This window comes from Alcaligenes sp. RM2 (assembly GCF_052931795.1).
This window is the reverse complement of record NZ_JBRFIO010000001.1, coordinates 683640-707713: the sequence shown is the minus strand read 5'-3', so window position 1 is coordinate 707713 and position 24074 is coordinate 683640. Positions and strand designations below refer to the sequence as shown.

Annotated in this window: 29 protein-coding genes and 1 tRNA gene; 12 read left to right on the top strand and 18 right to left on the bottom strand. The window is 55.6% G+C overall.

What is annotated here, in order from left to right; translation table 11 throughout:
* Positions 1–40: 40 nt before the first annotated feature.
* From ACU6HM_RS03255 to ACU6HM_RS03235, 5 genes are all read left to right on the top strand, one after another.
* Positions 41–1621, top strand: coding sequence for a monovalent cation/H+ antiporter subunit D (locus ACU6HM_RS03255; RefSeq protein ID WP_446763560.1), 1581 nt, complete (start codon positions 41–43; stop codon positions 1619–1621).
* Positions 1622–1626: 5 nt separating this feature from the next.
* On the top strand, positions 1627–2112 hold the full coding sequence (locus tag ACU6HM_RS03250) for a Na+/H+ antiporter subunit E (protein ID WP_052159474.1): 486 nt from the start codon (positions 1627–1629) through the stop codon (positions 2110–2112).
* Positions 2109–2390 (top strand): K+/H+ antiporter subunit F, encoded by a 282-nt coding sequence (locus ACU6HM_RS03245; RefSeq protein WP_009461751.1) that lies wholly within the window; start codon positions 2109–2111, stop codon positions 2388–2390. The genes ACU6HM_RS03250 and ACU6HM_RS03245 overlap by 4 nt, the downstream gene beginning before the upstream one ends.
* Positions 2387–2803, top strand: coding sequence for a monovalent cation/H(+) antiporter subunit G (gene mnhG / locus ACU6HM_RS03240; protein WP_021446503.1), 417 nt, complete (start codon positions 2387–2389; stop codon positions 2801–2803). The genes ACU6HM_RS03245 and mnhG overlap by 4 nt, the downstream gene beginning before the upstream one ends.
* Before the next feature lie 197 nt (positions 2804–3000).
* Positions 3001–3378 carry a hypothetical protein gene (locus tag ACU6HM_RS03235; RefSeq protein WP_257722687.1) on the top strand — a complete coding sequence of 126 codons (378 nt, stop codon included), beginning with the start codon at positions 3001–3003 and terminating at the stop codon, positions 3376–3378.
* Positions 3379–3495: 117 nt separating this feature from the next.
* On the opposite strand, the gene ACU6HM_RS03230 is transcribed toward ACU6HM_RS03235, so the two are convergent.
* The 16 genes from ACU6HM_RS03230 to ACU6HM_RS03155 all read right to left on the bottom strand — a co-directional run bounded on the left by ACU6HM_RS03230 (position 3496) and on the right by ACU6HM_RS03155 (position 16321).
* Positions 3496–5331 carry a potassium transporter Kup gene (locus ACU6HM_RS03230; RefSeq protein WP_446763559.1) on the bottom strand — a complete coding sequence of 612 codons (1836 nt, stop codon included), beginning with the start codon at positions 5329–5331 and terminating at the stop codon, positions 3496–3498.
* Between the two features lie 54 nt (positions 5332–5385).
* Positions 5386–6525: a sensor histidine kinase gene (locus ACU6HM_RS03225; RefSeq protein WP_009461745.1), complete on the bottom strand. Its 1140-nt coding sequence runs from the start codon at positions 6523–6525 to the stop codon at positions 5386–5388.
* Positions 6526–6564: 39 nt separating this feature from the next.
* On the bottom strand, positions 6565–7245 hold the full coding sequence (locus ACU6HM_RS03220) for a response regulator (RefSeq protein ID WP_009461744.1): 681 nt from the start codon (positions 7243–7245) through the stop codon (positions 6565–6567).
* A gap of 87 nt (positions 7246–7332) precedes the next feature.
* Positions 7333–7833, bottom strand: coding sequence for an ExbD/TolR family protein (locus tag ACU6HM_RS03215; protein ID WP_250755824.1), 501 nt, complete (start codon positions 7831–7833; stop codon positions 7333–7335).
* A 2-nt stretch (positions 7834–7835) separates the two neighbouring features.
* Entirely contained in the window at positions 7836–8693 is an 858-nt protein-coding gene (locus tag ACU6HM_RS03210; RefSeq protein ID WP_009461741.1) for a MotA/TolQ/ExbB proton channel family protein, read from the bottom strand.
* A gap of 9 nt (positions 8694–8702) precedes the next feature.
* On the bottom strand, positions 8703–9506 hold the full coding sequence (locus ACU6HM_RS03205) for an energy transducer TonB (RefSeq protein WP_446763558.1): 804 nt from the start codon (positions 9504–9506) through the stop codon (positions 8703–8705).
* Positions 9507–9727: 221 nt separating this feature from the next.
* Positions 9728–10825 carry a sulfate/molybdate ABC transporter ATP-binding protein gene (locus ACU6HM_RS03200; protein WP_009461727.1) on the bottom strand — a complete coding sequence of 366 codons (1098 nt, stop codon included), beginning with the start codon at positions 10823–10825 and terminating at the stop codon, positions 9728–9730.
* Positions 10826–10843: 18 nt separating this feature from the next.
* Entirely contained in the window at positions 10844–11731 is an 888-nt protein-coding gene (cysW, locus tag ACU6HM_RS03195; protein ID WP_250755825.1) for a sulfate ABC transporter permease subunit CysW, read from the bottom strand.
* Entirely contained in the window at positions 11728–12642 is a 915-nt protein-coding gene (gene cysT, locus ACU6HM_RS03190) for a sulfate ABC transporter permease subunit CysT (protein WP_009461725.1), read from the bottom strand. Before cysT ends, cysW begins: the two co-directional genes overlap by 4 nt.
* 25 nt (positions 12643–12667) lie before the next feature.
* Complete coding sequence (locus ACU6HM_RS03185) at positions 12668–13687, bottom strand: sulfate ABC transporter substrate-binding protein (protein ID WP_021446499.1); 1020 nt, start codon at positions 13685–13687, stop codon at positions 12668–12670.
* Positions 13688–13838: 151 nt separating this feature from the next.
* The gene (locus tag ACU6HM_RS03180) at positions 13839–14426 is read right to left on the bottom strand and encodes a class I SAM-dependent methyltransferase (RefSeq protein WP_446763338.1); all 588 of its coding nucleotides are present in this window, start codon (positions 14424–14426) and stop codon (positions 13839–13841) included.
* A gap of 31 nt (positions 14427–14457) precedes the next feature.
* On the bottom strand, positions 14458–14730 hold the full coding sequence (locus tag ACU6HM_RS03175; protein ID WP_254499054.1) for a hypothetical protein: 273 nt from the start codon (positions 14728–14730) through the stop codon (positions 14458–14460).
* Between the two features lie 244 nt (positions 14731–14974).
* Positions 14975–15142, bottom strand: coding sequence for a hypothetical protein (locus ACU6HM_RS03170; RefSeq protein WP_022983143.1), 168 nt, complete (start codon positions 15140–15142; stop codon positions 14975–14977).
* A gap of 187 nt (positions 15143–15329) precedes the next feature.
* Positions 15330–15539 (bottom strand): cold-shock protein, encoded by a 210-nt coding sequence (locus ACU6HM_RS03165; protein WP_009461560.1) that lies wholly within the window; start codon positions 15537–15539, stop codon positions 15330–15332.
* A 342-nt stretch (positions 15540–15881) separates the two neighbouring features.
* Positions 15882–15957, bottom strand: a tRNA-Val gene (locus ACU6HM_RS03160).
* Between the two features lie 91 nt (positions 15958–16048).
* Positions 16049–16321, bottom strand: coding sequence for an HU family DNA-binding protein (locus ACU6HM_RS03155; protein WP_003799450.1), 273 nt, complete (start codon positions 16319–16321; stop codon positions 16049–16051).
* A gap of 574 nt (positions 16322–16895) precedes the next feature.
* Here ACU6HM_RS03155 and cobA point away from each other — a divergent pair.
* From cobA to nirJ, 7 genes are read left to right on the top strand one after another with little or no spacing between them, the layout of a single operon-like run.
* Complete coding sequence (gene cobA / locus ACU6HM_RS03150; RefSeq protein WP_446763337.1) at positions 16896–17678, top strand: uroporphyrinogen-III C-methyltransferase; 783 nt, start codon at positions 16896–16898, stop codon at positions 17676–17678.
* 50 nt (positions 17679–17728) lie between these two features.
* Positions 17729–18052, top strand: a complete 324-nt coding sequence (locus ACU6HM_RS03145; RefSeq protein WP_035272739.1) for a c-type cytochrome — start codon at positions 17729–17731, stop codon at positions 18050–18052.
* Positions 18049–19209 carry a cytochrome D1 domain-containing protein gene (locus ACU6HM_RS03140; protein ID WP_009461551.1) on the top strand — a complete coding sequence of 387 codons (1161 nt, stop codon included), beginning with the start codon at positions 18049–18051 and terminating at the stop codon, positions 19207–19209. Before ACU6HM_RS03145 ends, ACU6HM_RS03140 begins: the two co-directional genes overlap by 4 nt.
* Entirely contained in the window at positions 19166–20185 is a 1020-nt protein-coding gene (ahbB, locus tag ACU6HM_RS03135; protein ID WP_446763336.1) for a siroheme decarboxylase subunit beta, read from the top strand. Before ACU6HM_RS03140 ends, ahbB (ACU6HM_RS03135) begins: the two co-directional genes overlap by 44 nt.
* Positions 20178–20663: an Lrp/AsnC family transcriptional regulator gene (locus ACU6HM_RS03130; RefSeq protein ID WP_254499051.1), complete on the top strand. Its 486-nt coding sequence runs from the start codon at positions 20178–20180 to the stop codon at positions 20661–20663. Before ahbB (ACU6HM_RS03135) ends, ACU6HM_RS03130 begins: the two co-directional genes overlap by 8 nt.
* A 1-nt stretch (position 20664) precedes the next feature.
* A complete protein-coding gene (ahbB, locus tag ACU6HM_RS03125) occupies positions 20665–21162 on the top strand; it encodes a siroheme decarboxylase subunit beta (protein ID WP_009461545.1) in 498 nt (165 codons plus the stop codon).
* A gap of 2 nt (positions 21163–21164) precedes the next feature.
* Entirely contained in the window at positions 21165–22298 is a 1134-nt protein-coding gene (nirJ, locus tag ACU6HM_RS03120) for a heme d1 biosynthesis radical SAM protein NirJ (protein WP_009461543.1), read from the top strand.
* A gap of 394 nt (positions 22299–22692) precedes the next feature.
* Here the strand turns inward: nirJ and ACU6HM_RS03115 are convergent, their stop codons facing one another.
* Positions 22693–23673: a precorrin-2 dehydrogenase/sirohydrochlorin ferrochelatase family protein gene (locus tag ACU6HM_RS03115; protein ID WP_009461227.1), complete on the bottom strand. Its 981-nt coding sequence runs from the start codon at positions 23671–23673 to the stop codon at positions 22693–22695.
* A gap of 48 nt (positions 23674–23721) precedes the next feature.
* Positions 23722–24066: a c-type cytochrome gene (locus ACU6HM_RS03110; protein WP_009461228.1), complete on the bottom strand. Its 345-nt coding sequence runs from the start codon at positions 24064–24066 to the stop codon at positions 23722–23724.
* Positions 24067–24074 lie beyond the last annotated feature (8 nt).

Genomic DNA, 24074 nt, shown 5'->3' with positions numbered 1-24074 from the left:
ACTCAACCAACACTTGCCCGTATTGCCCGTTGCCATCCCCATGGTGGCCGCGGCCCTGATGGTGATGCTGCGCGACAAGCGCCGTCACTACAAGCTGCTGATCGCTTTCAGCTCCTTATTGGCCCAGTTGTTCTGCGCGGTCTATCTGCTCTTGCTGGCCGATGGCACGCTGGACCCGATCTGGCCCCAGTCCGTCGGTGTGTACCTGCTCGGTGACTGGCCCGCTCCCTTCGGGATTGTGCTGGTCGTGGACCGGCTGGCCGCCTTCTTGCTGGTGCTGACCAATGTGCTGGCCTTTTGCTGCTGGTTCTATTCGCTAGCACGCTGGGATCGCGTGGGGGTACATTTCCACTCCTTGTTCCAGCTGCTCTTGATGGGCCTGAACGGCGCCTTCCTGACAGGTGACCTGTTCAACCTGTTTGTGTTCTTCGAGGTTCTGCTGGCCGCATCCTATGGTCTGATGCTGCACGGTTCGGGCGCGGCCCGCGTCAGTGCCGGTCTGCACTACATTGCCGTCAACCTGATCTCCTCCTTCTTGCTGCTGATCGCCATTGCCCTGGTTTACGGTGTCACCGGCACCCTGAACATGGCTGATCTGGCTCTGCGCGCCGGTTCCATGCCGGACTCGGACCGTCTGGTTTTTGAAGCGGCCATGGCCATCCTGGGTATTGCCTTCCTGATCAAGGCCGCCGCCTGGCCCCTGAACTTGTGGCTACCCAATGCTTATGGCAATGCCAGTGCGCCGGTCGCTGCCATGTTTGCGATCATGACCAAAGTAGGTATTTACGCACTGCTGCGTATCGGCTCCTTGCTGCTGCCTACGGGAGCGCCTGCCGCCTTTGGCGTGGCCTGGATGTTCCCCGCCGGGATCGCCACGCTGGCCTTCGGCGCTATTGGTGTCATGGCCGCACAGCAACCCGAACGACTGGCCAGTTATTGCATCATCGTGTCCTCCGGCACCTTGCTGGCCGCCTTGGGCATGCCCGGCGTCATCCTGACCGGCCCTGCCCTGTACTACATGCTCAGCAGCGTTCTGGCCTTGGGTGCTTTCTTCCTGCTGCTGGAACTGGTTAGCCGTACCAAACCTTTTGGTGCCGACCTGCTGGCCGTCAGTCAGGAGGTCTTTGACCTGGACGACCCGGAGTCCGAAGACAATAGCGATGACGTGGTAGGTGTGGCTATCCCTGGCGTGATGGTGTTCCTGGGCATGTCCTTTATTGCCTGCGCCTTGCTGATTGTGGGCCTGCCACCGCTGTCCGGTTTTGTGGCCAAGCTGTCCTTGCTGACAGCCGCGCTGAAAGCCTCGGGCCAATCGCCAGAGCCTCTAAACGCCTGGATTCTGACCGCTGCCGTGCTGATTTCCGGCGTAGCCGGTTTGATCGCCATGGTACGTGTGGGCATTCGTCTGTTCTGGAGCAATAGTTCCCTGACGATTCCCCGCCTGAAGCTGATCGAAGCTGCTCCCATTGCCAGCATTATTGTGGCTTGCGGGATCTTGAGCTGGTATGCCGGCCCGATCACCACCTACCTGGAACAAACAGCCCAGCAACTGGACGAACCCCGTATTTATATAGGGTCCGTCCTGCGGCAGAACCCGCTACGTTCTGTTCAAGCGGAGTGATTCTGATGCGACGCTATACCAAACATCTTTTCCTGCCCTTGCTGCTGCTTGGCCTGTGGCTGCTGCTGAACGACTCGCTCTCGGCCGGTTACGTGGTGCTGGGCCTGTTCCTGGCTATCGCCCTGAGCTTGGCAGCCATTCCATTTCGTCCGGTTAAGGCCAGCATCCGCCACCCCTTTCTGGCCTTGAAACTGATTTGCCAAGTGGCCTGGGACATTGTGCTGTCCAATATTGCCGTTGGCCATCTGGTTCTGAAAGGCAGCAAAGCACCTCGTCCGGGCTTTCTGGCCATTCCGTTGCAACTGACTGACCCACATGGTCTGGCAGCCTTGGCGTGCATCATTACCTACACCCCAGGTACTGTCTGGTCCGGCTTCGATTACGAGACCCGTGTCCTGACTTTGCACATTCTGGATCTGCAAGACGAACAGGTCTGGTTAGACACTATTCAGAAGCGCTACCAAGGACCGCTACTGGAGATTTTCCAATGATAGACATTGTTTACTGGGCCTGTCAGTTTGCCCTGGGCTGCTTTGTCCTGGGCATGGGCTGCGCCGTCATCCGCCTGCTTAAAGGCCCCTCTGCCGCCGACCGCGTGCTGGCGCTGGACACCATGTACATCAACGGTATGCTGGCCTTGCTGGCCCTGGGCATCCGTTTTGACTCTACCTTGTACTTTGATATCGCCTTGCTGATTGCCCTGTTTGGTTTTGTAGGCTCGGCAGCCATGGCGAAATTCCTGCTGCGTGCCGAGGTGATCGAGCCATGAATACGCCTTTACTACCTTGGTGGCTGGCTGTCCCGGTTGCCCTTTTGCTGGTTCTTAGCGGCATCGTGGCCCTGGTGGGTTCGGCTGGCTTGCTGCGCTTCAAACACTTTTATTCACGCATCCATGCCCCCACCATGGGGAACACGCTGGGTACGTTTTTCATGGTGCTGGCCGTCGCCATCAGCGCCAGCCACTTGATGAGCCGTCCCATTCTGCATCCGCTCATCCTGAGTGTGCTCTTGATCATTACCTCGCCGGTCACCGCCATCTTTCTGATGCGCGCTGCCATCAAACGCGAGCATCGCCAACGTCTGGCCGAATATGGCCCGGACGAGCCAGGCTATCTGGACATGCCACATAAAGCGCCTCTGCCCAAAGATTTGGCTCAACCACCAGCCAGCGATAAGACCTAAGTCAAGCAGTAAGGGTTTAGACAAGTTTTATTACCCTCACTTGCAACTGCTCCACTTATACTAGTAAGTGTTTACTGCGTATCGGGAATTGCCCCATACGCAGTCGCTTTTGGGGCTTTGCGGCCTGCTACTCATACCTGCTCGTAACAGTGCTCGCCAAGCCGGTGATTCCCTTAGCAAGTAAAGGAGTGAGATCGATGAGTCTACTTACACGCCCATCCCGAATTCTGAGTGCCGGCCTGCTCAGCCTGGGTTTGCTGTCCTCTGCTGCCTGGGCTCAAACCCCGTCCCAAGACTACCGACACGACATCCAGCGCTGTGAGCAATTCAAAGGCGACCAGCGCACCACTTGCCGTCGCGAAGCCGGTGCCGCGCTGCAAGCCGAACGTCAGCACAAGCTGGACAAGCGCGATCACAATCTGGATGCCAACCGGCAAGCGCGCTGCCATCGCTTACCCGCTGATCGCCAGCAAGACTGCCTGAAATCCATGACCGGCCAGGACACAACGGTACGCGGTAGCGTGGAAGGCGGCGGTATCCTTCGCGAAACCACGACTGTGGTGCCTGCTCAGTAAACGCAGAAAACACGGCTATTCATAATAGCTAGCCAGATAAAAAGAATGGGCCTTGAAAAGGCCCATTCTTTGTTTCTACTGGCTGCAATAGCTAGCTGCAGCTGCAAATGTCTCCACCTACAGCTCCACCTGTATCCCCATCTCCACCACGCGATTAGGCGGGATTTTGAAAAAGCGCGTGCTACGGCTGGCATTGCGCGCCATGAAAGCAAACAAGCGACGACGCCAGCCCAAGTACCAGGGCTGACGGGATTGGATCATCACCGTCTGGCGCGACAGGAAGTAGGACGTCTGCATAGGCTCCAGATTCAGCTCCGGGTGCTCCAGAGCAATCTGCTCCAGCAACTGCGGCACATTGGGCTCTTGCTTGAAGCCCCAGGAAGCCACCGCCTGCCAGCTGCCTCGGCTTAGACGTTGCAGGCTATAGCGCTCCCCAAAAGGAACGTAAGGCACACCAGCACTGGTTACGGTCAAAAACAGGACCTGTTCATGCAGGACTTTATTGTGTTTCAGGTTATGCAATAAGGCCGGAGGAACCGAGTCGGGAATGGTGCTCATGAACACCGCCGTCCCTGGTACACGGGTCGGAGCGTACTCCTCCAGGCTCAGCAAGAACTCTTTTATCGGCTGCTTGTTTTCAAGCAGACGTTCGTGCAAGGCGGCTCGTCCCTGACGCCAGGTCAGCATCAAGCCCAGCAGCACAGCACCCACCAGCAAAGGCAGCCAACCGCCTTCCAGAATCTTGAGCGCATTGGCCGAGAACAGCAATATGTCCAGAATCAGGAAAACACCCAGGAGCCCCAGCCAGGCCCAGCGCTTGATTCCGCTAGCGCGGCGCGGCAGCAGTACCAGAGCCAGCAAACTGGTCATCAGCATGGTACCCGTGACTGCAAAGCCATAAGCATGGGCCAGGCGATCCGAGGAGCCAAAGCTCAGGACCAGAATCATCACCGCCACGCATAGCAGCAAATTCACACGCGGCAAGTAGATCTGCCCTTCTTCTTTGGCTGAAGTATGTTGAATCACCATGCGCGGCCAAAAACCAAGCTGCACCGCCTGACGAGTTACAGAAAACGCACCGGATATCACGGACTGGGAGGCGATCACCGTTGCAACCGTTGCCAACATCACCATGGGCACCAAGGCCCAGTTGGGAGCCAGGAAGAAGAACGGATTACGAATGGCGGCTGGGTCGGAAATCAACAATGCGCCTTGGCCGAAATAACACAGGACCAGGCAGGGCATGACAATCATGAACCAGGCTTTACGAATTAAAGGACGGCCAAAATGGCCCATATCGGCGTACAAGGCCTCGGCCCCCGTCAAGGCCAGGACCAAGGCCCCCAAAAGCAAAAAGGTTTGCCAGGGAGCCTCAGCAATAAAAGCCACGGCCCACCGTGGGTCCAGGGCCATCAAAACTTGGGGATGCTCAATAACACGCCATAGACCCAAGCCACCCAGCACCAGAAACCAGGTCAACATAATGGGGCCGAACAACTTACCCATGGTGCCCGTGCCATGGGACTGGATCAGAAACAAGGCCAGCAAGACGCCCAGAGCCAAAGGTACGACCCAAGGGTCCAGCACGTGAGACACCATCCCTATGCCTTCCAGCGCCGACATCACGGAGATGGCCGGGGTAATGATGCTGTCCCCATAAAACAAGGCAGCACCAATCAGCCCCAGCACCACAATAATCTGCCGACGTGGCCCCTGAATGCCGCGTGCCGCCAATTCCATCAGGGCCAGCGTGCCGCCCTCACCTTTATTGTCCAGACGCAACACCACCGTGACGTACTTGATGGAGACCACCAGGGTCAGCAGCCAGAACAGCAAGGACAGCACTCCATAGACCTGTTCGGCACCAGGCTGTCCGTAAGCACTCAAGGCCACTTTCATGGTGTAGAGCGGGCTGGTTCCTATATCGCCATGCACCACGCCTAAAGCGCCCATTAACAAGGCGGCCTGAGCCGCTTTTTTGGGGTTTTCTGTTGCTGTGTTCAAGGCTTAGTTTCCAATCAAAGTATCGTGCCGGGTCAGACGCGCACCAATACGCGGACCGGGAAAAACAATGGTGATGCGAGTGCCTGGAAAATCAGGACGGCTCATCAGGCTCCACCAGGCGCCATGCGCACGGGCAATCTCCTGCACAATGGCCAAGCCCAAGCCAGAACCTCCTGCTTGGGTACCGGGGGAGCGGTAAAAGGCTTCAAATACGCGCTGCTGCTCGCTGGACTCAATACCCGGCCCGTGATCTTCCACCGACAAGGAGGGTGGATTACTGGCCACCCGCAAGACAATGCGGTCTGTCCCTTGTCCGTAACGCAAGGCGTTATCCATCAGATTGGACAATAACTCCCGCAAGAGCACGGGGGCAGCATCAATCCAGACCGGCTTTTCAGGTGCCAGCAAATGGATTTCCACACCATGCTGACGAGCCTGCAAGAACCAGTCACCGCCCTCCTCGCGCGCCCATTCACACAAGTCCAGGCGCACAAAGCTGTCTTTAATATTAGTGTCCGCATCGGTACGTGCCAGCACCAACAACTGTTGGCCCAGACGAATCATGCGATCCGAAACACTTTTGATGCGCTCGGCCCGTTGGCGGATATCTTCTGGCAAAGGCCTTGCCAGCATCAGCTCGGACTCCAGCTGCAAACCCGTCAGGGGTGTGCGCAACTGATGCGCTGCGTGACCAATAAAGCGCTTTTGCGCCTGCAGGGTATCACGCTGACGTTCCAGCAACTCGTTGAAGTGCTCCACCAGCGGCACAATCTCGGCGGGCAAGGCACTGGCATCCAGACGCTCGAAGTCATCATCAGCACGGTTACGGATTTGCTGCGATAAATCATCAATGGACGCCAACTGCGAGCGAATCCCCGACAGCAATACCCAGGCAATCAGACTGACCAACAGCACCTGGCTCAGTGCCATGGTCCAGAAAATGTCGCGCAGCAGCCAGTCTTCCAGGCTCATGCGACGCGTCAGTATCCAGGTAACGCTCAAATCGAGCACCACCAGAATGGAGATCGGGGGAAACAAACGGCCCATCAGTTTGCGGGCCAAAGAACCGGGAGCAAGAAAGCGCTCCAGCCAGCCTCGCAACAAGGAGGTTTTTACCGCTGGAGAAAGATGCTGATCGGGCATGGTTGACCTAAGGTTTCAGGCAGCGGGCACGGGCTGCCGTTATGCTCCGGCCACGCTCTCCACATCGAGCAAATAGCCAAAGCCGCGCACAGTCTGTATGACAGCCCCGGTGCCTTCCAGGCGCTTGCGCAAACGATACACGTAGACTTCGACTGCATTGTCGCTGAAATCGGCATCCCAGGCAGACAAGGAGTTGATAATTTGCTGCTTGGTGACCACACGGCCCGCGCGCATCATCAGCATTTCCAGTACGGACAGCTCGCGCACCGACAAGGTCACACGTTGACCGGCACAGCGCAGCTCGCGGCCAATGGTATCAAAGCTCAAGGGGCCCACATCAATAATGGGCTGTACCTGACCACTGCGGCGGCGGCCAAAAACACGCACGCGGGCGGCCAGCTCGGACAGGTCAAAAGGTTTGATCAGGTAGTCGTCAGCACCGGCATCCAGGCCGCCGACACGATCATCCACGCCATCACGCGCAGTCAGAATCAGGACGGGAATAGCGTTGCCCTGCTGACGCAATTGGCGCAGCACGTCCAGGCCACTGATGCCGGGCAAGTTCAAGTCCAGGAGCAGAAGATCGTAGACCTGGGCGGCCAACTCCTTCAAGGCACTTTCGCCTTCCTGGAGCCAGTCAACAGCGTAGCCCTGATCGTTGAGAAATTCCTGCAGTGCGGCGCCCAGTATGGCGTCGTCTTCGATAACTAGTACACGCATTCGGGGGATTTTATTACGAAACTGGCCCCTCGCGTTGCAGATGCAAAGCGAGGGGCCAGAAAAAACAACACGAAGAAGAACCTGGAATTACAGAGCGGGTTTAGGCTCAACGGCCTTCTGGTCGGCGACGGTGCCTTCCTTGGCCTCGCCCTCATCACCCGCGGCCTTGGTCGTTGGACCTGGACGCGTAATGAAACCCAGACGGGTCAGGCCGGAAGCTTTGGAGCGGCTCATGACCTGGGCCAGTGTTTCGTAGCGAGTATCGGTATCGGCACGGATACGCAATTCAGGCTGAGGCTGATCCTTGGAGTAAGGGGCCAGCGTGGCGGTCAGGTCTTCCAGCGCCACCGGCTGCTCGTTCACGAAGATCTGCCCTTCTGCGTCAATCGCCAGATCAATCGTCTTGGGATCTTGCTGGACTGGTTCAGACGTCGCCTGGGGCAGCTGAATCTTGATGGAGTGCGACAGCAGCGGAGCAGTGATCAGAAAGATCACCAGCAACACCAGCATGACGTCGATCAGCGGCACCATATTGATTTCGGACAGCGCGGAGCCCGAGTTGCGATTATCAAAGCTGCCAAAAGCCATGATTAGTGCTCCCGCTTGGCAGCCGCTGCCGAGCTCGATGCTGCACCACCGCCCGAGCTAGGGACACGACGCAGAACAGGTTGGTTATCTTGCACAGGCTGGCCTGTGGTCAGGAAAGTGAACAGGTCGTGAGCAAACGCGTCCAGCTGGGACAGGTAAACGCGGTTGGTACGCACAAACGCGTTGTAAGCCAACACGGCAGGAATAGCCACGGCCAGACCCAGACCGGTCATCACCAGGGCTTCACCCACAGGACCGGCGATCTTGTTCAGGGTTACGCCATCGGACAGACCGATATTGATCAGTGCGTGGTACACACCCCAAACCGTACCGAACAGCCCCACAAACGGAGCGGTAGAACCCACCGAAGCCAGCAGCGTCAGGCCGTTTTCCAGCTTGGCGGTTTCTTCATCCATGACTTTACGCATGATGCGCGAGACAAAGGCATCGGTGGAGCCTTTCTCTTCCAGACGCATGGCGCCGTATTTCACATGGTGTTTTTGAGCGTGAATAGCGTGACTGGCCAGGTGGCTGAACGGATCGCGGGCACCGTGGGTGGCAATTTCGTTTTCAACCTGCTCCAGGGAACTGGCGGACCAGAACTCGCGCATGAAACCTTGCGAGCGGCGCTTCAGGCGGAAGGACAACACGCCTTTGACGATGATCAGGTACCAGCTGGCAACCGACATCAAGGCCAGAATCACGAACAAGGTCTTGCCGACCACATCACTTTGCTGGATAAAGTGCAGCACCCCGGTCGCTTCCTCAGCGGCAGCAACACTGGCGGCAGCCTGATCTGCAACAGGCCCTGCAACTTGTGCCAGGCTTACCCATACGCTTTGAAATAGTTCCTGCATCATTGATATATCCTAGTAAACAAAGTCGAAAGGAATATCGGCCATGGCACGATAGGCCACACCATTTTCCGTATACGGTTTAAAACGCGCTGTGCGTACTGCTTTCAGTGCCGACTCATCCAGACGTTCATAGCCTGAGGAGCTTTGCACTTTGGCTTCCAGCACGGTTCCTTGGGTTGAAATCACTACACGAACCACCACGCGGCCCTGCTCACGACGGCGCTCGGAAGCCCGGGGGTACACCGGCACAGGACGACGTCCCAAATAATCTACACGACCAATCAGCTTGGGCCGATCACCATCCGTAGAACGGGCGGCAGTTTGGGAGGACGTATTGTCCGTAGCTGGACCTGCTTGAGCGGCAGGAGCGGCTGGTTGAGCAGGCTGCGGTGTTTCTGCCGGTGGGACCTCGGGCTTGGGCTGTGGCTTGGGCTTAGGTTTCGGCTTGGGTTTTGGTTTGGGCTTGGGCGGCTCGGGAATCGGAGGTTTTTCCACGATAAGCTCTGGCTCGGGTTCCGGCTCAACAACCGGTTCTGGCTCGGGCTCGGGGTCCGGTTCCACCTCGGGTTCGGGCTCAGGTTCCGGCTCGGCCACCACTTCCTCAGGAGGGGCACTGACCTGCTCTTGTTGAACCGGGGACTCCGACACTTCCACCAACGTCACCCCAACAACATCCATGGGGGCAGGTTCACCCACAATCTTGGGGGTTTCCGTCCACAAGATGGTAGCCACGACACCCACGTGCAATCCCAGTGCCAATGCCAAACCAGTTGCCTTCAAGGCCAGCATCGAGCGATTATTCTTTTGAGAAGCAATTCCGGTCATAATCCGTTCTACACATTCTGCAACCCGCATGGACCATGACGGGACCGGACAGGATGCCCAGTGAAGTATCGAATCTTAACAGAAACAGGAATGATTCTCAATACTAAATTCCTGTAATATTTCCTGCTCCAATCCGCCCTGCAAAAAACCTCCAGATACTAACGCAGACAGGCTGACCTAGGGTCAGCCTGTTGCGAATAATTTGCAAGAAATCAGGACAATCGCGCTTCGGTTTGAGATTCGATAGGGAAAGCGCTGAACTTGCGTGGCAAGGCTAAAGCCCGCTCACCAGGCCGCAAGCCCAGCTGCGACCAACGCTGATGATCGAACTCGGCTTCCCAAGCACGCTCGCCCTCGTTCAAGGCCAGTTCAACCCGTACTGTCGCCCCCAAGGGAATAATGCGCTGCACGGCCACGACGATGCCCTGGCCATCCAATTGACGCTGTAAATCGAGGTCATGCGGGCGCACATAGCCTACTGCTTCCCCCTGACCCGCATCCTGAGCATTCAAGGCCTGATTGGACTCGAATTGTCCCAACTGAGGATCAGCCACAAAGCGTCCGTGCTGGAACTGACCCGGCAAGCGATTCGCCGCCCCCAGGAACTCATACACAAAAGGACTGGCAGGGTGGTTATAGACATCCTGCGGGGCGCCTTCCTGCTCAACCCGGCCTTTATTGAGCACCACAATACGATCAGCCACTTCAATGGCCTCTTCCTGGTCGTGCGTCACAAACAAGGTACTGATATGGAGGTCATCATGCAGACGACGCAGCCAGGAACGCAGTTCCTTGCGCACCTTGGCATCCAAGGCACCAAACGGCTCGTCCAGCAACAAGACACCCGGTTCCACCGCCAAGGCACGTGCCAGAGCAATACGCTGCCGCTGGCCACCCGACAAGGCCGCTGGGTAGCGATCGGCCAGCCAATCCAGCTGCACCAGCTCCAACAGCTCGTGCACACGCTGACGAATCTGGGCTTCGGGCAAGCGCTGCTTGCGTGGCTTAATGCGCAGACCAAAGGCGACGTTTTCAAATACCGTCATGTGGCGGAACAGGGCATAGTGCTGGAACACAAAACCCACCTGGCGATCACGCGTGCCCACAGCAGCCACATCCTTGCCGTTGATCAGCACCTGACCCGCATCCGCATGTTCCAGGCCAGCCACGATACGCAGCAAGGTCGTCTTGCCGCAGCCCGACGGCCCCAGCAAAGCCACCAGCTCGCCCGCTGGGAAATCCAATGTCACATCACCCAGTGCCGTAAACGCACCAAACTGTTTAGATAGATGACGAACTTCGATACTCATAATGAACTCCGAATGCGATCATCCACGATGACCGTCTTGAACCATTTTGCGCTCGGCCCACAATTTAAGCGCCAACGTCAGTAAAGCCAAGACCGCCAGCACCGAAGCCGCCGCAAAAGCGCCCACCGTGTGATAGTCGTTGTACTCAATCTCTACATGCAAGGGCAGCGTGTTGGTCTGGCCCCGTATATGGCCCGAGAGCACCGACACCGCCCCAAATTCACCCATGGCACGGGCATTGCACAGAATCACACCATACAGCAGGCCCCACTTGATCTTGGGCAGAGTCACCCGCCAGAACATTTGCCTGCCATTGGCCCCCAGCACCCGCGCAGCCTGCTCTTCCTCGCTGCCCTGCATTTGCATCAGCGGAATCAACTCACGCGCCACGAAAGGGAAAGTGACAAACAAAGTCGCCAAAACCAAACCGGGCAAGGCAAATACGATACGAATGTTATTAGCGTCCAGCCAATCCCAAAATGGGCCTTGGCGACCAAAAATCAGTAAAAACATCAAACCGGCAATGACAGGTGATACCGAGAACGGCAGGTCGATCAGCGTCGTCAGAATGCTTTTGCCACGGAACTCAAAACGCGCAATCGCCCAGGAGGCGGCCAGACCAAACGCGATATTCAAAGGCACGGCAATCACGGCAACCAGAACTGTCAGGCTGGCGGCATGCAAGGTATCGCTCTCGCTCAAGGCGGACAGATACGGCATGATGCCCCGGCTAAAAGCCGTCATGAAGACCAGGATCAAAGGCAGGAGCAAGAACAGCACAAAGAACAGCAAGGCAATGCCAATCAATAAGGCTTTGACGGCCAGACCTTCATCCTGCGCCGCCCGCAAGCGCGCCGTATGTACCGGCACCGCCTGCACAGATGAATCCATCGTCAGGCTGCTCATCGTGCGCCCTCCAAAGTCAAAGGCGCTGCCACCTTGGCTGCCTTGCCACTAGCCTGGCCCGAATGACGCGACTGCAAGTACCACTGCAAGCGATTGATCGCCAGCAAGATAATGAAGGACAGCACCATCATCAAAACGGCCAGCGCCGAGGCTCCGGCATAGTCAAACTGCTCCAGCTTGATCACGATCAGCAAGGGTGTAATTTCCGAAACCATAGGGACATTACCGGCAATGAAAATCACGGAACCGTACTCACCCACCGCACGGGCAAAAGCCAGCGCTACGCCCGTCAAGCAGGCGGGCAAGATAGCGGGCAGAATCACCTTGGTGACCGTCTGGAAGCGATCGGCCCCCAGGCAAGCACTGACCTCCTCTTGCTCCTGTTCCAGCTCTTCCAGAACCGGCTGCACGGTACGCACAACAAAGGGCAGTCCAATAAAAATCAGGGCGATCAGCACACCCCAAGGGGTAAATGCAATCTGCCCAACATAAGGTTCAGCCCAGGAACCGATCCAGCCCGTAGGCGCATAAATCGCTGCCAAGGAAATCCCGGCTACCGACGTTGGCAAGGCAAAGGGCAGATCAATCAAGGCATCCACAATTCGACGACCCGGAAAGCGGTAACGCACCAGGACCCAGGCCAGAATCAAGCCAAATACACCATTGATCAACGCCGCCAAAGCGGCCATCCCAAAGGTCAGTTTCAAGGAAGCCAAGACGCGCGCAGCACTGATGGTTTCCCAAAAGGCCGACCAACCCATAGAGGTGGTCTTGAGCAAAACAGCAGACAAGGGGATCAGAACAATCAGGCTCAAATAGCTGATGGACAAACCCATGGTCAAGCCAAAGCCTGGCAGAGCCCGCTGCTTGCGAGCAGCGGGCAGAAATCCCCAAAGACGAGCCTGTGACATCGAACGGTCCTCGGTGATAGTGGGGTTACTTGCTCAAGTAGATGCTGTCGAACACGCCACCATCCGCAAAGTGCTTGGCCTGAACCTGAGTCCAACCGCCCAGCTCATCGTCAACCTTGTACAGTTTCAACGCCGGGAACTGATCGCGGTACTTGGCGGCCACCGACTCCAGGCGAGGACGGTAAAAATGACGGGCGGCGATTTCCTGACCTTCCGGGCTATACAGATATTCCAGATAGGCCTGAGCCACTTTTTCCGTGCCATGCTTGGCGGCATTGGCATCTACCAGCGCCACGGGCGGCTCGGCCAGAATACTGCTGGAAGGCACCACAATATCGAAGCGATCGGGCCCCAGATCCTTGACGGACAAGAGCGCCTCGTTCTCCCAGGCAATCAATACATCGCCAATGCCCCGTTCCACAAAGGTTGTGGTCGATCCACGCGCACCGGAATCCAGCACGCTGACGTTGCGATACAGCTTGGCCACAAAGTCACGGGCCTGCGCTTCATCCCCATTGCCTTGCTTCAGGGCGTACAACCAGGCCGCCAGATAGTTCCAACGTGCCCCCGCCGAAGTTTTAGGATTGGGCGTAACTACCTTTACATCAGAGCGAATCAAGTCGTTCCAGTCGTGAATCCCCTTGGGATTACCCTTGCGCACCAGCAAGACAATCGTGGAGGTGTAAGGCGTACTGTTGTCTGGCAGGCGAGCCTGCCAGCCTTTGTCCAGCAAACCGGACTGAGCGATCTGATCAATATCGGAAGAAATACCTAGCGTCACCACATCAGCGGGCACGCCATCAATCACGGTACGGGCCTGCTTGCTGGAACCACCGTGGGAACTACGGATGACTACACTGTCACCGGTTTGCTCTTTGTAATGCGCCTGGAAAGCCTTATTGAATTCAGCATACAGTTCACGCGTTGGGTCGTACGAAACATTCAGAATACTGACCTCGGCTGCAACAGCGGTTGCCGCCGCCAGCACCAACGCCAGCAAAGCCCCTGCCCGAACGCCGTTCCACTTCTGTTGAATCCGCTTCATTTCCCACCCCCTAGAAACCATTTCCAAGCAATGAGAACGAGTCTAGCAAGGGTGTTACACCCGGCTAAATACCGATTCTTTGGTTAGATATAGCGGGGAGATGGAGGGGACCGAAACGGCTGCCAGATCCAGAGTGCTAAGGGTCCGGGAATCAGCCTGACAACTGCCCTTTTTCCAACACCAGCTCCCACATCGTTTTTTGCTTTATATATTTGTGCGATGTCATGTGCTGGACAGAAATCCGGCGCCATTCGGCCCCAAATAACTGCTCTACGCTGGCCTGATCACAGAAACGCTTGCAATTGCCTTGGTCGCGATAGAAGTTGGCTTCAATCAACTCGCCCTGCCCGGCACCGAAATTCACATCTTCGGTGGAGTTCAGGCGACATAAAAACAAGGCACCGGGCCGCAAGCTATTCCAGATTCTGCGCACAATGGCCCGGGTTTCATCCCAGGGGAAATAATGCAGGGACAAGCTGGCCAGGACCAGCTCAAGATTATTCGCCACCTGCGGCCAGGGACCTCGCGTATCCCTGCACTCAATCAAAGCCTCGGGAGCGCGCTGCTGTGCGATTGCCACACCTTCGGGTGAGAGGTCAAAAGCCATCACCTTCAATCCTGCCTGGGTCAAGGTCAACGTATCGTCGCCAAAACCACAGCCTATCTCCAGTACCGGCGAAGAAATTTCACGTTGAGCGATCAAGGGTAACCAGCGATCAAGCCAAGGGTCCGAATACATAAACACGTTTCTCGTACAACAAGGGTAAAAATCAGGTCGCTGGGACGTCAAGGTCACGGACCAGTAAAGTCAGGACAATCACCGCCAACAGGCACTCGCCTACATTGAACCAAAGGTGCCAGGGCTTGGACTTGTCACTATTACCCAATGCGTAACGTATCCCTCTGTAATTGATCCAGCCCAGGCTCACGACCAGCAAAGGCCACAAGATCCATAGCGGCGGGAAAAACAAAAGAAACATAAAGGCCAGCCATGCCAGAATCAAGGTGGCAAGAGGGGACAGGCAAGAAAGTAGTTTGCTCATGAAGGCCCGAGGAGCGCATATGGACAAGGTGTAGTGTTGCTTGAATAGCCACTACGCTCAAGGCCGGGCAGCTGTTGCTAGTATCGCTGCCTTGCCTGTGCTTTGCCTTTGCCTTTGCCTTTGCCTTTGCCTTTGCCTTTGCCTGGCAGCAGTTCAAACGGGAGAGGCATGACAAGTTGCAGGAATAAGCCTTTGTCGCCACTCCCCGTATTTCAGCTTCTCACGCAGAACGCTCGAATCAAGATCATCGGCGTGGCACCTGCATCAGTTCCTTGCCCGCCTCGTCATAGACAAGGACCGCCTTGTCTTCAACCGTAAACTCCATCAAGTCACGACCAGCCACAACCGGACCTTGATCCTCAACACGGATACGAATATCTTCGTCGTAGGCTTTGGGCAGGTAATCCATCATGGCCTTGCTTCCCTTGGGGCCATAGTCCCCAATAGAGTCACCCTCATACGACACATGTGAGCAGTGGACAGAAGCACAATATGTCCACATGGAGGGGGAAACATAAATGAAAAAGCCGAACCCAATATTTCAAAGGGTTCGGCTTTATCGACCGACGCTACACTTGCCTATGCAGGCAAGCAGGGGGTCAAACGATCTGGATCTGGGTAGCGCAAGGGCCTTTTTGGCCAACGCCAGCAACGAAGGAAACGCGTTGGTTCTCCTCCAGAGATTTAAACCCAGAACCCTGAATTTCACTGTGGTGCGCGAAGAGGTCTTTACCGCCACTCTCCGGCATGATGAAGCCGAAGCCTTTTTCGTTATTGAACCACTTCACAATACCAATTTCTGTTTTCAATGTATGTCCTAATTAATCAGGGGAAAAATGTCCCTGGACACACTATGGACGCTATCCGCATATATTGATAGCACCGTTACAAACTAAGCGGTTGGAGCACCCTGCCGGTTTCGCCACTTGCGACCCAACACAAGGGTGATTATTGACACGCAACACGACTAGTCCTTGTTAGCGGGTGAATGCCTTACCAATGCTTACATGGTTTCAGTAGGCATATCTGGCGACAAAGGGCACGGGTCTGGTAGAGCAGCGTTAGTATGAATTGACCTGAAATACAAACCAAACAGGCACAAAAAAAGCACTTAGTTTTACCTAAGTGCTTGATTCGACTAGCAAAAGAAATGGTGGGTGCTGAGGGGTTCGAACCCCCGACCTACGCCTTGTAAGGGCGCCGCTCTACCAGCTGAGCTAAGCACCCATTTCTGTGATGCCGTTCTTCTTGTGAAGAAAAAGAATTATAGGACCAAAGAATTTTTTTTGCAAGTCTTTTGCGTAAATTAATTTAAAAATTAATTCACAGCGTCTTTCAGAGCCTTACCGGGACGGAACTTGGGCACGTTTGCGCCTTCGATCTCGATGGTTTCACCGGTACGTGGGTTACGACCCGAACGGGCAGCGCGTTCCGACACAGCGAAGGTGCCAAAACCAACCAGAGTAACCGTATCTTTTTCTTTCAGCGTGGTGGTCACGGCATCGATAAACGCATCCAGTGCACGACCAGCGTCAGCTTTGGACAGATCGGCTTTGGTGGAAATGAATTCGATAAGCTCGGTTTTATTCATTGAGAAAATACCCCTGAAAATTATTTTACGGGCCCCCAGCGGGAACCAGTTTGTGGCGGTCAGACTTAATAGTGACAAACGACAGGGCAAGCAAGCACTACCGTCTGCCATGGCTACCGGGCGCACAAGTGCCCCGGTTGGCTACCGCGTATTAAGCCTTCGTTTAATACCCGTGTCAAGCAAAAAAACCCCTGTAACCCGCATCATTGCTCACTGTTGATACAAGTTGCAGGACTTTCCCTATTTTGCATCGAGAAACTTAACAGGCTGCCTCAAATATGTTATTTGGACTTTGAAACCCCAAAAAATTAGCTGGCTGATACTACGTTTTTGAACATTTTTTCAAGCGCTTGCGCACATCCAGCAGCGACTCTGCAAGCCGTCGCTCGCATAAATTTCCTTTTATGCCTCGCACTTAGCCTCACCCTACCTTCTTGTCTGAGGGCGAGAAGCTTCATTTCTGCACCCCTCTCCTGAACACCAACCATGCCCATATCGAAGCGGCCTGCCCTCCTACAATTTTCTGCATTGTTTGACTGTATTTCGGTACTTGCTACCGTCAAGGAGCGCAGCGATGCACGGCAAGGTTTATTTGGTTGGGGCGGGGCCTGGCGACCCTGAACTTCTCACACTACGCGCTTTATACCTGCTGCAACATGCAGATGCGGTGGTATATGACCGTCTGGTCAGCCGCGCCATCATGAGCTGCATCAATCCTGAGGCCACCTTGCATGACGTCGGTAAAGTTGCCGCCTGCAAGCCCAGCATGCAGGACGACATCAACGGCACGCTCTTGTCCTTGAGCAGAACACATCAGCACGTTGTTCGCCTGAAAGGCGGTGACCCCTTTATTTTTGGCCGTGGAGGCGAAGAGCAACTGTATCTGCAACAACATGGAGTCCAGGTTGAAGTCGTGCCCGGGATTACGGCAGCGACAGGTTGTGCGGCTTCTCTAGGCATTCCCTTGACCCATCGCGGGCTGGCCAGCAGTGTGCGCTTTATCACCGGGCACCTGCGCGACAACCAAGGGCTGGAACTGAACTGGGCCTCCTTGTCTGATCCCACCTGTACGCTGGTGTTCTACATGGCCATGGCCAATTGCAGCCATATTGCCCAGGCCTTGATTCAACATGGGCGCAGCCCGCATACGCCTATCGCCTTGGCACAAGATGCCACGCTTAAAAGCCAGCGCTGGGGCTTGGGTACTTTGCAAACACTTCCACAGCTTGCGCAAACCTTCAGTCCCCCAGCCTTGTTGATTATCGGCCAGGTGGTGCAGTTGCATCCGGATTACCCGCAACCTGCCTCAAACACGCAAAATGCCCTCGCCTGCGAACCCTCCTGGGCCTTGATGTGAAAGGTTTGCACCTCCCTTTCAAGCTCAGTGGCAGGCAGTTTCTGGCCAACATGTGGCTAGCCGTGCTGCTCTCCCTTCTTTGGCCACAACAAGCCGCTGCTGATGAAACCGCTTTGACACCGGAGCGGCAAGCCTCTTTACGGACGCTGCTTCATCAAGAATGCGGCTCATGTCATGGCTTGCTCCTGAAAGGAGGCCTGGGGCCTGCCTTAACGGCTAACGCCTTGCAAGACCAAAGCGCACAGCAGATCGCCCTGACGATCATGCAGGGCCGTCCCGGAACAGCCATGCCTGCCTGGAACCGCTTCTTGCAGCCAGCGGAAAGCCTCTGGCTGGCTCATTTTCTTCTCCATGAATCGGATGCAGCACCATGAAAGCACTGATGACTCTGAGCCTGCTTGTCGCTTTAAGCGGCTGTGCCAACCCATTACGCGGCACGAATGACCTGGGGCTGGTTGTAGAGCGTGCGACGGGCAGTGTGGCTGTCGTTGAAACCAGTCATCGCAGCCGCTTGGCACGAATTGAAGGTTTGGGTGATCTGTCCCACGCCCATATCACCTACTCACGTGACGGGCGTTATGGCTATGTCTTTGGACGGGACGGCGGCCTGAGCAAAGTGGACCTGCTTCAACAAGTTCTAGTTCATCGCATCATTCAGTCCGGCAATGCCATAGGTGGCGCCATCTCCCAGGATGGCAAGCTGATTGTGGTGCAAAACTACGAACCGGGTGGTATCAAGGTTTTTGATGCGGACACCCTGGCCCTGATCAGTGAAGTCCCGTCTTACTACGCCCCCAACAAACGTGCCAAAGTGGTTGGTCTGGCGGACTTACCCAATCAGCAATTTGCCTACTCCTTGTTCGAGGCAGGTGAAATCTGGCTGACCGATTTATCCGACCCCTTACGCCCCACAACACGGCGTTTTGCAGCGGGTCGTCAGCCTTACGATGCCATGGTCACCCCGGATGGGAGGTACTACATTGCCGGACTGTTTGGCGAGGATGCCCTGGCCATGCTGGATTTGTGGAATCCTGAAAATGGAGTCCAAAAAATCTTGCAAGGCTATGGTCGGGGAGAGTCTGCCCTGCCCGTCTACAAAATGCCGCATCTACGGGGTTGGTCCTTGGCTGGTCAGGACTTATTTTTACCGGCCATTGGACGCCATGAGGTTCTGGTCGCCAGCACCGTGAACTGGCAAGAGAAAACTCGCATTCCGGTTCATGGACAACCCGTTTTTGTGATGGCTCAGCCCGATGGCCGTCAGGTCTGGGTGAACTTCGCTTTTCCAGACAACGACAAGGTACAGGTGATTGATGTCGCCACCCTGGAAGTGGTTCAAACCTTGGACGTAGGCAAAGCCGTTCTCCACATGGAATTCACCCCTAGGGGTGAGGCTGTCTGGATTTCAGCGCGAGACGACAACAAAGTCAGTGTGTACGACACCCACAATTTCAAGCGTCTGGACAGCCTGGATATTCAGCACCCGAGTGGAGTGTTTTTTACGCATCGGAGTGGTCGCATTGGTTTCTGATCTTTCCCCTTCTGCCTTTCAACTATTGAACGCCTGGCAACATGGCTTCCCCTTGGAACCCCGACCGTTCCGCACGCTGGGACTGCTCTTGGGGCTTAGCGAACAAGCCGTGATGGACTACCTGCAACGCTGGCAAGACCAAGGCATCATCAGCCGTATCGGGCCAGTACTGAACCCTGCCTGTATGAGCAGCACTTTGGTGGGCATGCATGTGCCCGCCAAGGATCTGAACACGGTTGCAGACTGGATCAGTGCCCTGCCCGCCGTGAACCACAACTACGAGCGCGAACACGCCATCAATCTCTGGTTTGTGCTGACCTGTGCGAATGAACAAGAACGGCAGGCGGCCTTGGAGCACATCGCTGAACATACCGGCTTGTTGCCCTTGTCCTTGCCCATGATCCGGGCCTATCACATTGACCTGGGGTTTAGCCTTGTTCCACATACCAAGAGCACCAGCCCCTTGTCGCCAAGCAAGGGGCTGCCCGCATTAGGCAGTACTGAACGCAAACTGCTGGAGTGTTCTTTGCAAGGTTTGAAGATTCAAGCCGACCCCTTCAAGCCTTGGGCAGAGCAAGTACAGATCAGCGAGAAACAAGTGCTGCAACAGCTACGCGGCTTTCTGGAACAAGGCATATTCCGGCGATTTGGCGTGGTCCTGCGCCATCGAAAACTGGGCTACCAAGCCAATGCCATGTGTGTCTGGACGGTAGACAAGCATCGCATTGATGCCCTAGGCGAGGAGCTGGCCAGGCAAGACGACATCACGCTGTGCTATCAGCGTCAGCCCTGCCCGCCACATTGGAATCACAATCTGTTTTGCATGATTCACGGCAAAAACCGTCAGGACGTACTGACAAACCATGCGGAGTTGAATAATCGTTTTGACTTGGGTCAGCTCCCGCAGGAAGTGTTGTTCTCCACTCGCTGCTTCAAACAACGAGGCGCACTGCTTAGCCCGGCTCATCATGACTGATCATCACACCCCACCATTGCATGCGCCGGTTGAACTGGACAAGACCGATCGCCACATTCTGAATCGCCTGCAAGATGGTTTCCCCATCTGCTCCCGCCCCTTTGCACAGTTGGCACCTGATTTTTCCTTGAGCGAGTCTGCCTTGATTGCACGTGTCCAGCACTTGCGGCAATCCGGGATATTGACCCGCTTTGGGCCCCTCTTCCAGATCGAGGCTTTAGGCGGTGCTTACTGCCTGGTCGCTATGGCCGTACCCGAAAAACGCTGGGACAGTACCGTCATAGCCGTCAACCGCCATCCTGAAGTCGCTCACAACTACCGGCGCGCCCATGCCTTGAATATGTGGTTTGTACTGGCTACGGCGACACCGCAAGACATCGAATCCTGCCTGCAGACAATTGAAGCTGAAACCGGCCTACCCGTCTTTGCCTTTCCCAAAGAGCAGGAATACGCCCTAAGCCTGAAACTGGAGCTTTGATATGGTGCATTTGAATCCCGCCTATACCGCACTGATCCATGCCTCGCAGCGGGGTTTGGCGATAGAGCCACAGCCCTACCTAAAACTGGCGCAAGAGTTGGGTGTATCCGAAGCTTATGTCATGAAGCAGTTTCAAACCATGCTGGACCAAGGCTTGATACGGCGCATTGCAGCCATCCCCAATCACTATGCTCTGGGCTACGTGGCCAATGGCATGTGCGTCTGGAATATCACGGACGACAAGCTGGACCTAGTCGGTACATGGCTAGGCTCGCAAGCCGGAGTCAGCCACTGCTATCGTCGTCCGCGTCGTCTACCCCAATGGCCATACAACCTGTTCGCCATGCTGCATGGCAAGGACCATGACACGGTACGTGCCCAGGCACAGAGCATCAGCCTGCAAATATCGCAGCGCTTTCCTGGCGTCCTGCACGATCACGATATTTTGTTTTCCACGGCCATTCTTAAAAAGACCGGCCTGCGTCTACGGAGGCCTTGAGCATGTTCCGGATATCCCGTTTTGTCGCTGCCCTGCACGCTCCTGTTGCGCCGACACGCGCCAGCAAGGCCCCTGTGGTGATCTGGAATCTGATACGTCGTTGCAATCTGCATTGCAGCCACTGCTACTCTGCCTCTACCAACAAGGACTTCCCTGGCGAGCTGAGCTACGAACAAGTCTGCACTGTCATGGATGACCTGCATCAATTCGGTGTACGCGCCCTGATCCTGTCCGGCGGCGAACCTTTGCTACGCCCAGATATTTACGACTTGGGCCGACGTGCGAAAACACTGGGCATGTACGTAGGACTATCGTCCAACGGCACCTTGATAACCGAGCAAAATATTGATCAGATTGCCGACTGCGGCTTTGACTACGTAGGCATCTCCCTGGACGGTTTGCAGGCCCGCCATGACCGAATTCGTGGAGAGGACGGAGCCTACGCGGCCTCCTTGCACGGCTTGAGACTATGCCGTGAAAAACAGTTGAAAGTAGGCCTGCGCTTTACCCTGACTCAAGAAAATGCAGTTGATCTAAATGGCCTGCTGGCTGTGATGGAGCAGGAACAAATCGACCGCTTTTATCTCTCTCATTTGAACTATGCAGGTCGGGGTTTGGGCAACCGCGCCCTGGCCAGTCACCACGCCGTCACCCGGCAGGCTATGGAGCAGCTTTTCACAACCTGCATGACCTATCAAAAAGCCGGCAAACCCAAAGAGTTCACCTCGGGCAACAACGATGCTGACGGTGTTTTCTTTCTGCACTGGGTGCGACGGCATTACCCCGAGCAAGCTCCCAAAATTCTGACTATGTTGTGCCAATGGGGAGGCAATTCCTCCGGCCAAGGAATTGCGAACATCGATAACCGTGGCAATGTTCATCCCGACACCATGTGGTGGCATTACAGCCTTGGAAACGTGTTGCAACGGCCTTTCTCGGAGATTTGGTCCAACGATCAAGATCCCTTGCTGACAGGCCTGCGGCAACGACCCAGGCCTGTACAGGGGCGCTGTGCTGGCTGTGCCTACCTGGATATCTGCAATGGCAATACGCGCACTCGAGCTGAAAAAAGCACAGGAAATGTGTGGGCAGAAGATCCGGGATGCTATCTCAACGATCAGGAAATCACTGTCTGAACGCCCTCCAGGCAATTAACCAGAACCATTTTTACTCAGCCACAGTTCTGGAGCCTCTGCCCTGCCCCCTGACTTCTGAAGCCTCAAATAGTACCCAGCACTCCCAATAAAATCAGGTGAGCTGCTGGGAAAAAGAGTGCGGAATCAAAACACAGCCAGCTTCAAGTGCCAGCCTGGACAGGCCTAAATTGAAGGGCCAAAAAAAGTGAGGCAAGCGATCTTGCCTCACTCAAACTCAACAACAACAACAACAACAACAACAACAACAACAACAACAACAACAACAACAACAACAACAACAACAACAACAACAACAACAACAACAACAACAACAACAACAACACTTCACTTAGTTCTTCATCACACAGTTCACCTAAGCAAGCTGATAGCGCACCTAGGCCAGCTCACAGATCAAGCCTTGCTGCTGCAACAGCTCAACCAAAGGCTGTACATCCCACGATGACTTCCAGGCGATCACGATGCGCTCGCCTGGCACCCAGGACTGGCACAGGGGTGCCCAGAAATCACGATTCAACAAGGTGTCTTGCAAGACCACCCCCGCCTGATCCAAGGCCATCAAACGGGCATCACGACGTGCCTTCTCCAAAATCGCAGGCAAAATCAGTGGCAGGTACAAGACCCAATCTGCCTGGTTCAATTTGCGCAAGGCGCGCAGCGTCAGCAAGTCCACAGCTTCCAAATCAGCGATAGGCAAAATGGTGACCTGAATATGCTGCTGAGGAGTTTCTGTCCTCAAGGCAGCATCAAAGGCTGCCAGCGCTTCCGTAGCCTTGCCTTGCGCCAGGAGATCGGGGATAGGACTATCCAGTACGTAATCAAAGAAATGACGACGGGTATGTACCTCGGGGAAAGCCTGTTTGATATCGGCTCGGCGGCGAGCCAGCAAACCGGCCAAGTCCCCTACCGACTCAGGCAGCTCGCTTTCTATCCACTCCCGAACACGCCGCGCCAGTACAGGAGCTGAACCTGCAGAGGAGACCGCAATCATCAAGGGCGAACGGTCGACCATGGCAGGGACTTGTACGGTAGACAGATGCCCATCGTCGACCACATTACAGGGCAGACGCAAGGCGTCGGCTGCCTGAGCCACGATGCGATTTATCTCGCGCCGTCCAGTTGCTGCAACAACCAGCCAGGCCTCGTGGATATGCTCGGCAACAAAGGAGGTAAACAAGCTGCTTAAAGCACCCGCCTGAGCACTGGCCCTCAACCAGGAGGTTTGCTCCGGTGCGACGACGGTGACTCGCGCGCCAGCACGCAGCAAGAGCCGAACTTTACGCTCCGCAACCGTCCCGCCACCTACGACGACAACCGCCTTACCGGTCAGATTGAAGAACAAGGGAAACACATTCATTGCACGACATCCTTAAGGCGCCAGCAGACACTGGCGCCCGGTTCACACTTACTTCAGGCTGGAAAAGTAGGCAGCCAGTTCATTCACCATTTCCGGGCTGAGAGGCTCGGCCATGGGGCTCATGATGGGATCGTTGCGCTCTCGCGATTTGAACTGCTGTAGCTGCTTGACCAGATACTCCACCTTCTGCCCTGCCAGGTTGGGATACATACCTTCCGTGCTGACACCTTCCAGCCCATGGCAGGACGCGCACAAAGGCAGCATGGACGATGCCTGGGCCGATAGTTGCGACTGCCCATGCGAGCCTTGTAAACCCACTGCTTTGTCCGCTGCCAATGCGACACTGGAACCCAAGAGGCCCACAAGAGCCATACCCATAAAAAGCTTTTTCATGACGTTCC